Origin of the sequence: Rufibacter roseolus, assembly GCF_017916365.1 — a bacterium.
Classification (GTDB): Bacteria; Bacteroidota; Bacteroidia; order Cytophagales; family Hymenobacteraceae; genus Nibribacter; species Nibribacter roseolus.
The window spans coordinates 323,699-340,123 of the sequence record NZ_JAFMSU010000002.1 but is presented as its reverse complement, the minus strand read 5'-3'; the positions used below and the strand labels follow the sequence as shown (position 1 = coordinate 340,123).

Below are 16,425 nucleotides of genomic sequence, written 5' to 3'. Positions count from 1 at the left end.
AAGCAAGAAGGTTAAGCTGATTGAAATTCAACCGCTGCTTACGACTGCTTTCCCCACTCCTCCATACCTGATGATATTTGAATTAAAAAAGAAGCTAAGCTCCCTTCTCTTCTCTGAAAGCTTGCTTGGAAGGTTCAACAAAGGCGCTTTCTGGATTCTGGTAAGCACCGTGGGCTTGCAAGGCTCAAACCTTCTGGTGACTATCTTTCTGGCGCGCTTTTTCGGGCAGACCGGTTACGGGGAGATCAGCCTGACGGTGAGCACTTTTGCCTTGTTAGGGGAGATTGCCGGCCTGGGTTTTGGGCTTACCACCACCAGATACATAGCAGAACACAAACAGAAAAATCCCCTTAAAGCCAGCAGGATCATTGGTTTGGCGCTGGCTTTTTCTTTGGTCCTAGGTTTAGGCGCCACGCTGCTTCTGCTCTTCTGGCCCCAGATAATTACGGAGCCTTTTATCCAGGAACCGCACTTGAATCCTTTGTTCCGGATTGGGGCGCCGCAGATTTTTTTCAATGCCATCTCCGGGGTGACCCTGGGAGTACTCTCGGGCTTGGAGGCTTTTCCGGGTATTGGGCTGAGTAACCTGCTCAGGGGCATTCTTTATATGGTGGCCGCCTTCATAGGGTCATATCTGTTTGGTATTGACGGAGCGGTCATGGCTACCACCCTCTCTTCCGGGTTGGGGGTGTTCATTGCTTTCTTGTTTCTAAAAAATAACTTAAAGCGGTTTGGGTTAAGCATCAAATTCAGAGGCGCGCTTGAGGAAGTTTCCATTTTACGCCAATTCGCGGTACCGGCGCTTCTGAGTAACCTCTCGGTCATTGCCGCGGTCTGGGTCACCAATCTCCTGCTGGTGCGGCAGGTGGCAGGGTTTTCGGAATTGGGTCAGCTCAACGTGGCCAACCAGTGGAAGAACCTGCTCATGCTCATGCCCAACATCATCGCCCAGGTACTTCTGCCGCTGCTGTCAGCGGAATTATCCGGGCCCGAGGATTCTTCTTCCCACAAGACTTTGGGACTTTTCCAGAGCATTACGGTACTGGTGATTTTCCCGGTAGGCACCCTGTTTATGTTCTTCCCAGACACGGTGCTGTTTATCTATGGCCAGGAGTTCAAAAACAGCCAGGATGTGCTCATCGGGTCCGTTTGGAGCGTGATTGTGGCCAGCGCCGGCAGCGTTTTAGGGGCGTTTGTGCAATCCACGGGCAAAATGTGGATCGGGTTTACCACCAACCTCACCTATGGCCTTTTACTTATCCTCGCCACCTACCTGTTTGCGGGGGTATACGGGGCCAATGCCGTCGCCTACGGAAGCGGTGCGGCTTACCTGTTTATTAATTTTCTGAGCCTTTACCTGCTCCGTAAGCATATTGCTGCCCAACTGGTGAAACAGATACTGGCAGCCGTGTTTCTCAGCGTTTTACTCGTGGTCGCCTCTCTGGCCGTAGGAAACAGCTACCGTTTCTCCTATGGGATTGTTGCTATTGTGGGGGTGGAATTCGTCCTCTTCAAAATGGTGATCAGCCACGAGGTAAGGATGGGCGTTTCAAGGCTGTTTTCTAAATTTCTGCTCAAAAATGGCAAAACCTGAAAAAGCTCCCATCAAAGTAGGCATCTTCACCTATGCCTTCCACGGCGGCGGCATGGAAATGGCTTTGCTGCGGCTGGGCAAGTATTTGCAGGCCCAGGGCATGGAAGTCGAAATCACTGTCTTTTCTGAAAAGGGTGCCTGGTTTGAACAGATAGGGGAAACCGGCCTTAAAGGTGTCTTTCTTTCGCATAAGGGTCTTGAGACCAAACTGCAGAGAACTTTCCATTACCTGAAGGCTTTGAAGTATATTTTCCAAAAGAAGTACGATGTCATTTTCCTCAACCATACCCGCTATGGCCAGCGGGCGGTTCCGTTTTTAAGACGTTTTTCCAAAACCAGGACCGTTTCGGTTTTACACAACACTGATGCCTCCATCTTTGAGATCGGGCTCATGCATGCCGCATCCCTGGATGCTGTGGTTGCGGTGGGTCCTTTGGTAGAGGAACTGGCAAAACAATGGGCGCCGCACAGCAGAATTCACCAGATCAGAAACGGCGTGGATCTTCCGCAGACCTTTGGGTTAAAGGAAGAAAGGCATGGAAAGCCGTTCACTTTAGTGTTTGTGGGCCGGTTGGAGCACGCCCAGAAAGGAGTCTTTTTCCTGCCTGAGATTCTGGAAAACTGCCGAAAACGAGGACTGGACCTGCACCTCATTATTGCGGGCACCGGTCCTGATGAAGTTGAACTGAAAAGGTTATTCGGGGAAAAGAACCTTCTGGGGGTGGTCCGGTTTGCAGGCTCCCTCCCGACAAAAGAGGTGTACCAACTGCTGCTTTCTTCCCATGTGATGCTCATGCCTTCGTTTTTCGAGGGGTTCAGCGTAGTTCTGCTGGAGGCCTTGGTGTGCGGCTGTCTTCCTTTGGTGACCAGGCTGGAGAATATCACCACCCCTGTAATAAAAGACGGGGAAAACGGTTTCTTAATTGATGGGAATGATAATATAGATATGTTTGCAGAGAGAATCACCTATCTGTACACCCACCGTGACCAAATGGAGAAGATGAGTCACGCCACTTCTCTTGCTGCCGCCCAGAACTACTCGGTAGAAGCCATGGGCGAAAAATACCGGGACTTGATCTTATCCCTGGTCGGCGGAAATAGGAAGGAATAGGAAACGCAAATCCATGAAGAAAATCCTTTTTGTCTTTGGCACGCGCCCGGAAGCCATCAAAATGGCACCTTTAATCAAAGAATTCAGCCTTTTTCCTGAGCTCTTCCAGACCGTTACCTGCATTACCGGTCAGCACCGGCACATGCTGGACCAGGTGCTGGCGTTCTTTTCCATCACCCCAGACTATGATCTCAGCCTCATGCAACCAGATCAGAGTTTATTTGACATTACCTCCAAAGGCCTGAAAGCACTGGAAGCGGTTCTGGAAGATTGCGCGCCCTCTTTGGTGTTTGTGCAGGGAGACACCACCACGGCCTTCCTGGGCGCGCTGGGCAGCTATTACAAGAAGATCAAAGTAGCCCACTTAGAGGCAGGCCTGAGAAGCGGCAACCGGCAGTCCCCTTTCCCGGAGGAAGGCAACCGGATCATGATTGGTCACCTCGCTGATTTCCACTTCGCGCCTACACCGGCTGCCCAGAAGAACCTGGCCCAGGAAAATATCCTGGATAATGTCTTTGTGGTGGGAAACACGGTAATTGACGCGCTGCATTTAGGCTTGAGCATCATCAAACATGACGAGGTGATGTACCAGGATTTCTTCAAGGGCCTGGATTTCACCAAAAAAATCATCCTGGTGACCGGTCACCGTCGTGAAAGCTTTGGCGCCCCCTTTGAGAACATCTGCCTCGCGATAAAGGAAATTGCCAAGACTTTTGAAGAGGTGGAAGTGGTATACCCGGTGCATTTAAACCCGAATGTGCAAGGAGTAGTGAACCGTATTCTGAGCGACCTGCCCAACATTCACTTGTTGCCTCCTTTGGAGTACCCTCACCTGCTGTGGCTCATGGAAAAAAGCTACCTGGTGCTCACCGACTCGGGAGGAATCCAGGAAGAGGCTCCTTCGCTGGGCAAACCGGTACTGGTGATGCGGGACGTTACCGAAAGAACCGAAGGGATTGAGGCAGGCACGGCTGCGCTGGTGGGCACAAACCGGCAAGCCATTGTGCAGAAGGTAACTGAGTTGCTCCAAGACCAGCCGGTGTACCAATCCATGGCCAATGCCGTCAACCCTTACGGAGATGGTACCACCTCCCAACAGATTGTCTCGCTTCTCCAGGAAATCCAACTGTAGTCATGATGCCCAAAGAGATTGTTTTCGTGGCGCCTTACCCTACAGACCGCACCATTGGAGAAGGAATGATGCAGCGGGTCAAACACATTGATGATTGCTTGAAAGGGCATAGACGTACATATTTGAATATCAGATTGGTAAGGGCCTTCAGAAAGACTGAAATAAGGGAGGGGCAGCTCACCATTCTTACGCTAAACCTTTTCACCCACTTCTCCCTGATTCTGCAGATATTCAGGCAGGCGGATCTGGTTTACATCCACTCTATTTTCAATGCTTTAACCGCCTTACCTTTCCTTAAGCTTAATAACCAAAAAACGAAGGTGGCACTTGATGTGCACGGCGTGGTACCGGAGGAGCTTGCGTTTTCAGGCGAAATAAAGAAAAGCAGGCTATTTTCATGGGTTGAACAGGAGGCTGTGCCTTTTGTAGATACCTTCATTTACGTGACTCATAAAATGAAGGGGTATTACCTTCAGAAACACCCGGACACTAGAAACAGAAACCATCTGGTGTACTCCATCAAACCCAACATGCCGGCCGGATTAGATTTAGGTTTACTAAACAAAACCAGGGAAGAATTAGGCCTTACCTGTTCAGAAGTAGTGTTTATCTATAGCGGCTCAGCCCAGAAATGGCAGAATGTGGACCTCATGTTCCAGTGCATACAAAGGCTACAGAATTCAAACTACAGATTCATCATCCTTAGCGGCGAGGTAGAGGCGGTAAAAGCAGTGGCAAAGCAGGTGGGTTGCAACACTGCTGGTTTCATCTTCAGAAGCGTGCCCCCTTCCATGCTGGGCTATTATTATGCGTTGGCAGACTATGGGTTCATTCTCAGGGATGACCATATCCTGAACCGGGTGGCCAGCCCCACCAAATTGATTGAGTATCTTTACTTTGGCATCACGCCTATTGTAAAGCTGCAGGAAATCGGGGACTTTGCTGACCTGGGATATGAGTTCCTGGACTACAAATCTTTGAACGATGGTTTAACCAAACGGAAAAGCCAGAAGAACAAAGAGATTGTCTTACAGCTGCTGCAAGACCCCTTGACCATTGAAGAGGCTCTCTTCCAGGCAGAGGCGTCTGGACAATGACCGTTTTACCTGAAAAATCTATGTCAGAACCGCTGGTCTCAATTACATTGGCTACCTACAACGGGGCAAAGTACATTAGAGAACAGCTTGCCTCTATTTTTGCCCAAACCCACCAACACCTTGAAGTCATTGTATTCGATGACGGATCAACGGACGGGACCCTTGAGATCCTTAAGGAAATTTCTTGGAACAGGCACAACCTGATTATTCACGCTAACACCCAGCAAGCCGGGGTAGTCCAGAATTTTTCCCGGGCCATGGCCGCAGCCACCGGGAATTACATTGCCTTATGTGACCAGGATGATGTCTGGTTGCCAGGCAAGTTAAAGGCGAGTCTGGCCTGCCTGCAGGAACTAGAGAAAAGCTCTTCCAAAGAAACACCCGCCCTGGTCTTTACCGACTTGAAGGTGGTGGATGAGCACTTGAAGGTAATAGATGCCTCCTACTGGCACCACATGGAGCTAAACCCGGAGAATAATTCATTAAACCGGGCCTTGGTTGAAAACGTGGCCACCGGCTGCACCATCCTCCTCAATAAAGCCACCAAAGATCTGGCGCTGCCCATACCAAAAGAAGCGCTCATGCATGATGTCTGGCTGCTCCTGACGGCCAGCTACTTTGGCCAGGTAAAATACCTGTGCGAGCCAACAGTTCTATACCGTCAGCATTCTTTTAATGCAGTGGGTGCCCGGCGCAAAGGTTTATTCCGTCATTTAGCCTTTGTTTTGGAAAAAGCCCTGAAAAACAATCTGCAGCTTTTATCAGACGAGATAAAACAAGCCGAAGCTTTTCATTTACACCATCAAAACAGGCTATCCTTGAACCCGGCTAATAAAAGGATTTTAGAAGCCTTTATCTCAATGAAGAACAAAGGCTTTCTTGCAAGAAAACAGCAACTGATCAAATACCGGTTTTACAGGTCTTCCTGGAAGAATAACCTGAGCCTGCTTTTAAGAGGATAAGAGAGGAACATGACCGTGCAGGAACAACAACCCAAAGTATACATTGTGGTGCTCAACTACATGAGCTGGCAAGACACCGTTGAGTGCCTGGAAAGCCTGTTGAGACTAAAATACCAAAACAAGGAGATCATTGTGGTGGACAATGATTCTCCCAACGGGTCATTTCTTCATCTAACCAGCTGGGCCCAAGTTCACCTTCCCTCCTTTTTTGCTTTGAAAGAAAGCGAAGCCACCCAAAGCAGTGACCTTCCTAGACAAAACCCACCAGTAGTGTTTATTAGGGCCGACAAAAACGCGGGGTTCGCGGCAGGCAACAACCTGGGGATACGATATGCCTTGCAGAAAAATGACCATGATTACCTGTGGCTTCTGAACAACGACACTACTGTTGACCCTGATTCTCTGGATGAGTTGGTGAAAAGGGCCCAATTTGACCAAAGCTCTGTTAAACCCGTGGGCATCTGGGGCTCAAAACTGCTGTACTATCACCAACCCGAGGTAATACAAGCCCTAGGCGGTAAGCTGGATCTACGCACTTTCACCACCCGTCACCTTGCGGAGGAAGAACCGGATGGCCCACAGCATAACGTGCCGGCGCTGCAACAGGATTACGTGATTGGCGCTTCCCTCTTTGTCAGTAGAAAGTTTCTGGAGGAGGTTGGGCTTTTAAGCGAGGATTATTTTCTTTACTTTGAAGAACTGGACTGGGCCCAAAGAGCGGAAAGAGCCGGGTATGGTTTGGGCTATGTGTGGTCTTGCCGGGTTTATCACAAAGAGGGACAAACCATCGGGTCAAGTTCCTCCGGTAAGCAGAAAAGCGCCTTAGCGGATTATCACGGCATCAGAAGCAAAATTATTTTTTTCAGGAAGTTCTACCCCCAAAGGACACTTCAGCTTTATTTGTTACTCATAGCCTCTGCTTTGCTGCGGATGTCTAGGCTGCAGTTTAAAAGAGCCGCCACGGTATTCAAGTTGATCCTCCAGACTAAATGAAGCAGGCTGCACAATATAAAGTCTCTATCTCCCATGTCTTACTATTACTCTTAATAGTGACGCTGCTGTTTAGTGGCTTTATCACCAATTTTCTTTCGTTCACCAAGCTGAACCTGGGTACGGTCTTAATTGACTTACTCATAGGGCTTCTCCTGGCCCACGCCGCTTTTTCCCTGGCATTGTTTGGTTTAACAGAAAAGAAGGTACACACAGATTACGCTATTTTTGCCCTATTCTGGCTTGTTTTACTTTTCCTCACCACTTCAAAGCTCTCTATCATTGACGATAATTCCATAAGGGAAAGGGTTTTAGGCCTCAGGAATACCATTTTTTACGCCGCCCCTATTATCTACATCCCGCTGTTGTTCAGGAAAGAAAAGCCAATTGACAACAGCCTGGCTACCATCGTGCTGGTGGGAGTTATCCTTTGTCTCTATGCCATATTCCAGTTTAAGTTCTCTTCTAAACTGCCCCTTTCCTTCCTTGCCCTTAGAGGAGAAGGCACCTTCCAATTCTACAATGAGGAAATTGTGAGACCCACCGCCCTATTGGGCAATACCATCATTTTCGCCAGTTTTACCATTACTTTGTTCTCTGTGCTGGTAGCCAAACTGCTGACCACAGGTAAAAAGATTTACCTGCTTTATCTCGCTATTATTGTCACTGCTAACATCTTCACTTTCACTAGGGCTACCTTGGTGGGCCTCCTATTATCAAGCGGCACCATTCTGATTCTGCACTACGGAAGGTTCACCATCAACTTCGTGATCAGGATCATCCTGGTTAGCTTTGTTCTGTTGATCACGCTCCTTTCTCTGGCTTATTTTTACAAAGACAGCTTTATCGTGAGGAGGGTGACCGGGCAGGAGGCCAGCACCATCGCCTCCACCACAGAGCATTACAACCAGATAGACAATTCCCTGGAGTTCCTCAAAGAAAATTATCTATTCGGGGCGGGAACCGGCACCCAGGGACCCAGCAGCGACGCCACCAGCATGATCATAACCGATGGGTACTGGCTGCAGCTTTTCCTGGAAAATGGCGTTTTCCTGGGCCTGTTTCACTTCTGTTTGTACCTCATCTGCTTTTATTATGCGCTGCACACCTTTTACTTTGCAGACAACCTCCTCCTGAGACAGCTATGCCTGGCTTTTCTGGGAGCCAGTATGTATTTCTTTGCGGGGAGCCTGATCAACTCCGCCCTCATTGGCAAGGTGAACTATATCCTGTACTGGATTCTTTTCGGTTTGCTCTTAGCGCAAAGTATTATCTCCAAAAGACGAATGAATGCCCTCCCTAGTCATTGATGCCCGCATGGTCCATTCCTCCGGGATAGGAGTTTACCTGAAGCAATTGATCCCCTTTCTTCTACCCTCTTTTCAGGTGTCGGTACTGGGTAAACCTGAAGAAATCAACGAGTTCGCGTGGGCATCTTCGGTACAGGTTATCCCGGCGGAGGCGGCCATCTACTCCATCAAAGAACAGTTTGAACTGGCCTCTAAAATCCCACCCTGTGACATCTTCTGGTCGCCGCAGTACAATGTTCCGCTTTTGCCTATCAGGGCAAAGAAAAGGGTGGTGACCATTCATGACACGTACCACCTGGCTTACCGGCATACCTTGCCCCTGGCGCAGAAGGTGTATGCCACGGCGGTTATGAAAGCCGCGGTGCGGCTGGCACACCAGGTCATCACCGTCTCCCACTTCTCCCAAACGGAGATTGTGAAGTACACCAACTGCCCTCCTGAGAAGATCAGTGTCATTTACAACGGGGTGGACACGCTCCGTTTTAGGGCAGATTTACCGGAAACGGCATCAAAACAGCTTAAGGACGCCCTGCCTGAGCTCCCAGAAAATTATCTGGTGTACGTGGGTAATGTGAAGCCCCACAAAAACCTGATTACACTTCTGAAAGCCTATGCTGGTCTGGATTCACCGTTACAAGCAAAGTACCATTTGGTGATAGTGGGTCAGAAACAGGGGTTTATCACGCCGGATCAGGAGGTTTTCCAGTTTCTGGAGCAGCAACCTTCGCTGCGTGGCTTGGTTCATTTTACCGGTTTTGTGCCCGATGAGCTATTGCCATTCCTGTACAAATGCGCATCTTTGTCGGTTTTTCCATCGGTGTACGAGGGGTTTGGGTTGCCGCCTTTGGAATCCATGGCCTCCGGATGCCCGGTGGTGGCCTCCTCATCGGCGAGTATCCCCGAGGTTTGCGGTGACGCGGCGCTGTACTTCCAGGCCCTGGACGCCGAGGAGCTCAGGGCCCTGCTGAAAACCGTTCTCACGGACGAGCGTTTGCGGGCCGATCTGGTAAAAAGAGGCTTAAAACAGGCGGAGGAATACACCTGGGAGAAATCAGCAGCCCGGCACCTGAAGGTTCTGAGAGGTTTGCTGACACCAGGTTAAAGAAACTTCTTACAGGAACAAATTGAGGCTATATCGCAGGACACCTGCATCATCATAATTATTCTTTGTGAAAGTAGCGATTGTACATGAGTGGTTTGTGGATTACTCCGGATCGGAAAAAGTGGTGGAGCAGCTCCTACGCATTTTCCCGGAGGCCGACCTGTTCTCGGTCATTGACTTCATGCCCGATCACCTGAGAAAGCACATTTTCAATAAAACCGCCACCACTACTTTCATCCAGCACTTACCTTTCGCCCGCAAGCACTACCGCAACTACCTTTTTTTGATGCCCCTGGCCATTGAGCAACTGGATGTGTCTGCCTATGACGTGGTTATCTCCAGCAGCCACGCCGTGGCTAAAGGCGTTCTAACCCATGCGGGGCAGCTGCATATCTGCTATTGCCACTCGCCGGCCCGCTACGCCTGGGACCTGTACCACCAATACCTGAAGGAATCCGGCCTGAATTCTGGCCTCAAAGGCATGCTGGCCAAACTGATCCTGCACCGGTTCCGGAACTGGGATGTGGCCACCGTGAACCGGGTAGACCATTTCGTGGCCAACTCAAAGTATATCGCGCGGCGCATCAAAAAGAATTACAGCCGCGAGGCCACCGTCATCTATCCGCCGGTAGACGTAGAGAATTTCTCGCTTTCAGAGAAACGGGAGAACTTCTACTTCACCGCCTCGCGCCTGGTGCCCTACAAACGGATTGACCTCATTGTGGAGGCGTTCAATGAGATGCCAGACAAGCAGTTGGTGGTGATTGGCGAAGGTCCAGACTATGATAAAATAAAAGCCAGTGCCGCAGCCAATGTGACGTTGCTGGGATATCAGCCTTTTGAGGTTTTGAAAGACCATCTGCAGCGGGCCAAGGCTTTTGTCTTCGCTGCTGAGGAGGATTTCGGGATCACGCCGGTAGAGGCTCAGGCCTGCGGCACACCCGTGATCGCCTTGGGCAAAGGAGGCGCACTGGAAACCATCACCCCAGATACCGGTATTTTCTTTTCCAGCCAGGAGAAGGAAAGCCTGAAAGAAGCCATCAGGTTGTTTGAAGGCAGAGGAGCCCTGTATGACAAACAAATCATCAGATTATCTGTTGAGAAATTCAACCAAACCAGGTTCAGAGACGAAATGCGGAAGTTTGTATATGAGAAATACGATGAGCTTAGGCGATACAACTAGTAAAAAAAGCGCCCTTAGCCAAGAGGTCTTTGCTTTCCTGGTTTACGTATATGCCGTTGCCGTTCCGCTGAGGTCTAATTTCAAAACCGAATTCCTGCTGGTGCTGCTCTCGGGCTTCGTCTGGAATGTCTACAGGCAGGGGAACGGGCTCGGGTCCATTTTCAAAAGCCAGGTGTTCAGGGCCATTGGGGTCTACTATGTGCTTTGTATTTTATCGCTGGTGTACAGCTTCCAGACCAAAGCCACGCTGAACTTCATTGTTTTGCAGGGCACCCTGCCCTTGCTGCCCATTTTGTTTTACAGGCAACTTACCAGAAGGCAGATCAATACAGCGTTGTTGTTTTTCTCATTGAGCTGTTTTTGCCTCTCGGTCTACGCCTCCGTTGATATTACGCGGCAATATTTTGAAAAGTACCCCCAGCATTGGGAACAACTCCAGCTCATTGACTGGACGTTTTTTTCCTACTTCCTGCCCCAAAACATCCGCTTTCACGCGCCATATTACAGCCTCTACATAGGGGCTTGCCTTTTGATCCACGGCTACTTTCTGTTTACCACTAAGTTTACCCAGAACAAGGCATCTTTTCTGCTGCATCTTTTCTTCTGCGTCTTCTACTTTGGGTTTCAGGCGTTATTAGCCTCCAGAACCGCGCTGGTGGCTACGGTGTTGGTGATGGCTTTGGTGGGCGTTTACCTAACGCTTCGGGCCGGGAAATACGTGGTGCTGGTTGGCGTGATTCTGTTCACGATTGCCTCCAGCGTGCTGGTGTTTCAAAAAGTAACCTACCTCAGGATCAAGTTCAGTGAGAGCGCGGGCGTGACCCAAAGAAAGATGATGTGGACCTCGGCGGTGGATGTCATTCAGGAAAATCCGCTGCTGGGCGTAAGCCCCGGCCAATCCGAAGAAGCCTTGGTGGAAAGCTACCAGTATAACGGTTTCCAGGAGGGTGTAGATGCCAGGTACGATGCACACAATCAGTTCCTCATGTACGGGGTTTCCCTGGGCATTCTTGGGGTGCTGGCCTTTGCGGTGCTTGTGTTTTTCCTGCTCAAGGAAGCTTACCAAAAGAAAGACTTTATCCTGTTCAGTTTTGTGGCCGTTTTTACCATTTGCTGCTTAACAGAATCACTCATGCAGCGCAGAGACGGAACGCTGCTGTTTTCTTTTCTAATAGCCCTCCTGGTGTTTGCCCCAAAAGAAGACCGGAACCAAAGCTAATTTTCCCTCCGCCCTTTTAAGCATGATTTCAGGAAAACAGCCCTGAAACAAGGCTTGCGTCCCATGAGGTTACCGGCCCACCTGGCCTGAATCATGTATGAATTTGCTATCTTCGCAGCATTAGCAAAATCATACATGAGCCAAGACAAACCTTCTATCCCTAAGGGCACCCGCGATTTTGGGCCCGCCACGGTGGTGAAACGCAACTATATCTTCTCCGTCATCAAGCGTACCTTCGAGAAATTCGGGTTTCTTCCCCTGGAGACGCCCGCTATGGAAAACCTGAGTGTGCTTACCGGCAAGTACGGCGATGAGGGAGACCAGCTTATTTTCAAGATCCTCAATTCCGGAGACTTCCTGAGCAAGGTATCTGCCCAGGACCTGGAGCAGGGCTACAAGCCGCTTACCCGCAAAGTCTCTGAGAAGGCGCTGCGCTATGACCTCACCGTACCCTTCGCCCGTTACGTGGTCATGAACCGCAACGACATCGCTTTCCCGTTCAAGCGTTACCAGATCCAGCCCGTGTGGCGCGCCGACCGTCCGCAGCGGGGCCGCTACCGCGAGTTCTACCAGTGCGATGCCGATGTGGTGGGCACCAACTCGCTCCTCTGCGAGGCCGAGATCATCCTCATGATGGATGAGGTGCTGAGCACCCTGGGCCTGGAAGACTTCACCATCAAGTTTAACCACCGCGGGCTGCTGGCTGGCATCGCCGAGGCCATCGGAGCCCACGGTCGCGAAGCAGATCTTTGTGTAGCCATCGACAAGCTGGACAAGATTGGTCAGGAGGCCGTGAATGAGGAGCTGCGCCAGAAAAACTTCTCCCAGGAAGCGGTAGAGAAACTTAGGCCTATCCTCAACCTCTCCGGAGATATTACTGATCTACTCCCGCAACTGGACACCTTGCTGCAAGACTCAGAGGAAGGAAAACGCGGCCTGCGGGACATCCGCAGCATGCTGTCGTTTTTAGACAGTTTTACCGTAAACAAGGCTAATATACAACTGGATGTGACGCTGGCCCGAGGCCTCTCGTACTACACCGGCTGTATCTTTGAGGTGAAGGTGAACAACGTGCAGATGGGCAGTATCAGCGGCGGCGGCCGTTACGATAACCTTACGGGCATGTTCGGGTTGCCGGGCGTGTCGGGCGTGGGCTTCTCCTTTGGGGTGGACCGCATCTTTGACGTGCTGGAGGAACTCAACCTTTTCCCACAGGAAAGCCAGACCATCACGCAACTGCTCATCGTGAATTTTGATGAGGCCTCCATGCGCTACTCCCTGCCCGTGCTGCAGACGTTGCGGGCCGCAGGCATCTCGGCGGAGCTGTACCCAGAATCGGCGAAGCTGAAGAAGCAGATGGGCTACGCAGATCAGAAAAAGATTCCTTACGTGCTGCTGGTAGGTTCTGAGGAGATGGAAAGCGGCCTTTTGAACCTGCGTAACATGCGCACTGGCTCCCAGGAAAAACTCCCGCTCCAGGATATATTGACCACCCTGCAAAACAACTCCGCTAACTAATGGCCGAACAGCACCTGGTTTCCCTGGCCCCGCTCTCGCTCAGAGAGATCAAGGGCATTCTGCAAAGCAGGGCCACGCTGGCTCTGTCTGAGGAAGTGGAGCAGCGCATTGACGCCAGCCATGCCTACCTGCACCAGCACCTGACCTCGGCGCAAAAACCGGTGTACGGCATCAACACGGGCTTTGGCGCGCTCTGCAACACCACCATCTCCCCCGGCAACCTGGAAACCCTCCAGCGGAACCTGGTTATGTCGCACGCCTGCGGCACCGGTGAGGAGATTCCTGCGGAAATAGTGAAACTGATGCTGTTTTTGAAGGTGCAATCGCTAAGCTACGGCTACAGCGGAGTGCAACTGAGCACGGTGCGGCGCTTGTTGGCCTTCTTCAACCGCGAGGTCTATCCTATTGTTTACCAACAGGGTTCCTTGGGCGCCAGCGGCGATCTGGCGCCCCTAGCACACCTTTGCCTGCCCTTGATGGGTCTGGGCGAGGTACGGTTCCAGGAGTTCAAGCTCAAGGGCCACGAAATCCTTGATATCTTCAGTTGGGAACCCATCCGGTTACAGGCCAAGGAAGGTTTGGCCCTCCTGAACGGCACCCAGATGATGACTGCCTACGGCACCATCATTTGCATCAAAGCCCGCCAGATCTCGGCGGCCGCCGATGTGCTGGCCGCGCTTTCCCTGGAGGCGTTTGACGGATTGGCTGCCCCTTTCCTGCCCCAGATCCACAACGTGAGACCCCACGGCGGGCAAAGAAAGACCGCCGCCCGCATCCTGCAGCTTTTGACCGGAAGCGAACTGCAACAGAAGGAAAAACCGCAGGTGCAGGACCCTTACTCTTTCCGGTGCGTGCCACAGGTGCACGGCGCCAGCCTTGATGCCCTGGAATACGCCGAGAAGGTTTTCACTACTGAGGTAAACTCCGTCACTGACAACCCCAATATTTTTCCCGAGGAAGACCTGATTCTTTCCGGCGGGAACTTCCATGGCCAGCCCCTGGCCCTGGCGCTGGACTTCCTGAGCATCGCTCTGGCCGAGTGGGGCAGCATCTCGGAGCGGCGCACGTTCCAGCTGATCTCAGGGCAGCGGGGCTTGCCGCAGTTCCTCATCCAGGAGCCGGGCCTCAACTCCGGGTTCATGATTCCGCAATACACCGCCGCCTCCATCGTTAGCCAGAATAAGCAGCTGTGCACCCCGGCCAGCGTAGATTCCATTGTCTCGTCAAACGGGCAGGAAGACCACGTGAGCATGGGCGCCAACGCGGCCACCAAGGCTTACCAGGTGGTGCAGAACGTGGAGCGAATCCTGGCCATTGAACTGTTGGCCGCCGTACAGGCGCTGGAATTCAGAAGGCCGCTCCGTACCTCTCCGGCCTTGGAGAAAGTGGTGGATGCCTTTAGAATGCAGGTGCCGCCGCTGGAGCAGGACCGCGTTTTACAGCCAGATATTGAAAAAAGCATCAGATTTATCCAGGACTTTCCCTTTGAGGAATGGATAGCGTGAGAAAACGGTTAGTACTTCTGCTTTTTTGGCTGGGGATTTCCCTTGGGGCCTGGGCGCAACAGGCGCCCTGTTTCCTGGCCTACAACCAGCAGAACCAAGCCGTGGAAACTTTCTGCGTGGGCGAAACCATCACCTTCAAAGACAATTCGGGCCAGACTAACGTCACTGAATTCTATGACTTTGACGACCGCGATGGGCTGGATTTCTCCGCCAAACAAACCTCACACACCTTCTCTACTCCCGGCCGCTTTGTGGTCACCCAACTCAAAGGCGTAGGCAATTTCTGCCCACGCACCTTTGACGTGAAAGCCGCCGCCCCGGCCTCGCCCCCGGTGTTGCAGAAACTGACCTTGCAGAGCGCAGGGGTGCAGATCCAGTTGCAGACCTCAGGAGTAAATGACCTGGTGGTGGAAAGAGCGACTTCCGCTACCGGGCCATTTACGGCAATAGAAACGCTCACCAGCGTGGCCGCAGGTCAAAGCCAGCACACCATTTCCGTGAACCCGATACTTGGTTGCTACCGGGTGCGGGTGACCAATATCTGCTCCGGCCGCGAAGACATCGTGTCTAACACGGTTTGCTCCCAAACGGTGAGCGTATCGGAAGGTGACCGGCAGAATGTGCTTTCCTGGTCGGCCAATACTAGCCCGGGCCTAGTGGTCAATTACCAGTTACTGCGTGGCGGTCAGCCTTACCAGAATCTTTTGGGAACCCAGACTTCCTTCACCGATACCCAGGTGGCCTGCGGCCGAAAATACACGTACCAGCTCATCGCGCTTCTACAGAATGGAGCCCAGAGCGCGTCTCAACCAATAGAGATTGAAACCATCGGCACCACCCCACCTGCTCCGGCGCTTCTGGTGGCCAGTTTTGACCTCCAGAACAGAGTCAACCTTGAAACGGTGGTTCCGGCGGAGGAAACCTTCAAGGAACAATCGGTTTACCGAAGCCAAAGCGGCGGCGGTTTCAACCTGATTGGGGAAAAACAGCCTAAAAACACCCTGGATGCCTCACCTGGCAACTTGGCGACTCCGCTGTGCTACCAGATTGCCTACCTTGATTCCTGCAACGTTTCGTCGCGCCAAAGCAACAGCGCCTGCCCGGCTATCTTAACGGCTACTTTGCAGGCAGAGGGAGGCGTTCAACTCAACTGGAGTTCCTACGAGGGCTTCCCGTCAGGGATTGGAAGTCAGACGCTTCAACTCCTGGATGACCAGAGTCAGGTGTACTGGAGCATTCCTGTCTCGGGACAGAGTTACCTGGATGCGCAGCCGCAGGAGAAATTCCAGCGGCTCACCTACCGGCTGTTGACTACCGCCCAGAATGGCCCTTACCAAAGCTTTTCTAACACCGCGGTCATAGACCAGGCTTTCCAATTCCATTTCCCAACCGCATTCACGCCCAACAACGATGGCCTGAACGATGTCTTCCGGCCGGTTGGCACGCCTTTCGCCTCCAGGTTCACGCTGCAGGTCCTCAACCGATGGGGTCAGATCATCTTTGAAAGCAAAGACCCCAAGACCGGTTGGAACGGCACGCACGGGGGCAAACCCTCCCCTCCCGAGACTTATATCTATCGGCTGGAAGCAGTGGATGTCAACGGCAAGAAGATCACCCAGAAAGGAACCGTCACTTTGATCAGGTAAGCGTTTAAGGGCCGTTTTTGTAAAACAGTGCTGAAACCAGGAAAGAACCTTCCTCT

13 protein-coding genes are annotated in these 16,425 nt (G+C 51.7%); all 13 read left to right on the top strand.

The genetic code is table 11. The features are described from left to right. Positions 1 to 70: 70 nt before the first annotated feature. The 13 genes from J3P35_RS10355 (at position 71) to J3P35_RS10295 (ending at position 16,369) form a co-directional block, all read left to right on the top strand. Complete coding sequence (locus tag J3P35_RS10355) at positions 71 to 1,594, top strand: oligosaccharide flippase family protein (protein WP_210464538.1); 1,524 nt, start codon at positions 71 to 73, stop codon at positions 1,592 to 1,594. Then, positions 1,581 to 2,705, top strand: coding sequence for a glycosyltransferase family 4 protein (locus tag J3P35_RS10350; protein WP_210464537.1), 1,125 nt, complete (start codon positions 1,581 to 1,583; stop codon positions 2,703 to 2,705). The genes J3P35_RS10355 and J3P35_RS10350 overlap by 14 nt, the downstream gene beginning before the upstream one ends. Positions 2,706 to 2,718: 13 nt before the next feature. Further along, positions 2,719 to 3,837, top strand: coding sequence for a non-hydrolyzing UDP-N-acetylglucosamine 2-epimerase (gene wecB, locus J3P35_RS10345; RefSeq protein ID WP_210464536.1), 1,119 nt, complete (start codon positions 2,719 to 2,721; stop codon positions 3,835 to 3,837). 2 nt (positions 3,838 to 3,839) lie between these two features. Beyond that, on the top strand, positions 3,840 to 4,934 hold the full coding sequence (locus J3P35_RS10340) for a glycosyltransferase family protein (RefSeq protein WP_210464535.1): 1,095 nt from the start codon (positions 3,840 to 3,842) through the stop codon (positions 4,932 to 4,934). 20 nt (positions 4,935 to 4,954) lie between these two features. Continuing rightward, positions 4,955 to 5,896 (top strand): glycosyltransferase family 2 protein, encoded by a 942-nt coding sequence (locus tag J3P35_RS10335; protein WP_210464534.1) that lies wholly within the window; start codon positions 4,955 to 4,957, stop codon positions 5,894 to 5,896. 9 nt (positions 5,897 to 5,905) lie between these two features. After that, positions 5,906 to 6,889 carry a glycosyltransferase family 2 protein gene (locus J3P35_RS10330; protein ID WP_210464533.1) on the top strand — a complete coding sequence of 328 codons (984 nt, stop codon included), beginning with the start codon at positions 5,906 to 5,908 and terminating at the stop codon, positions 6,887 to 6,889. 56 nt (positions 6,890 to 6,945) lie between these two features. Then, complete coding sequence (locus tag J3P35_RS10325) at positions 6,946 to 8,196, top strand: O-antigen ligase family protein (protein WP_210464532.1); 1,251 nt, start codon at positions 6,946 to 6,948, stop codon at positions 8,194 to 8,196. Next, positions 8,177 to 9,298, top strand: coding sequence for a glycosyltransferase family 4 protein (locus J3P35_RS10320; RefSeq protein WP_210464531.1), 1,122 nt, complete (start codon positions 8,177 to 8,179; stop codon positions 9,296 to 9,298). Before J3P35_RS10325 ends, J3P35_RS10320 begins: the two co-directional genes overlap by 20 nt. Before the next feature lie 67 nt (positions 9,299 to 9,365). After that, the gene (locus J3P35_RS10315; RefSeq protein ID WP_317195368.1) at positions 9,366 to 10,481 is read left to right on the top strand and encodes a glycosyltransferase family 4 protein; all 1,116 of its coding nucleotides are present in this window, start codon (positions 9,366 to 9,368) and stop codon (positions 10,479 to 10,481) included. Then, the gene (locus J3P35_RS10310) at positions 10,447 to 11,700 is read left to right on the top strand and encodes an O-antigen ligase family protein (protein ID WP_210464530.1); all 1,254 of its coding nucleotides are present in this window, start codon (positions 10,447 to 10,449) and stop codon (positions 11,698 to 11,700) included. Before J3P35_RS10315 ends, J3P35_RS10310 begins: the two co-directional genes overlap by 35 nt. A gap of 135 nt (positions 11,701 to 11,835) precedes the next feature. Next, positions 11,836 to 13,218 carry a histidine--tRNA ligase gene (hisS, locus tag J3P35_RS10305; protein ID WP_210464529.1) on the top strand — a complete coding sequence of 461 codons (1,383 nt, stop codon included), beginning with the start codon at positions 11,836 to 11,838 and terminating at the stop codon, positions 13,216 to 13,218. Beyond that, positions 13,218 to 14,723: a histidine ammonia-lyase gene (gene hutH / locus J3P35_RS10300; protein ID WP_210464528.1), complete on the top strand. Its 1,506-nt coding sequence runs from the start codon at positions 13,218 to 13,220 to the stop codon at positions 14,721 to 14,723. Before hisS ends, hutH begins: the two co-directional genes overlap by 1 nt. Next, positions 14,720 to 16,369 (top strand): T9SS type B sorting domain-containing protein, encoded by a 1,650-nt coding sequence (locus J3P35_RS10295; protein WP_210464527.1) that lies wholly within the window; start codon positions 14,720 to 14,722, stop codon positions 16,367 to 16,369. Before hutH ends, J3P35_RS10295 begins: the two co-directional genes overlap by 4 nt. Positions 16,370 to 16,425 lie beyond the last annotated feature (56 nt).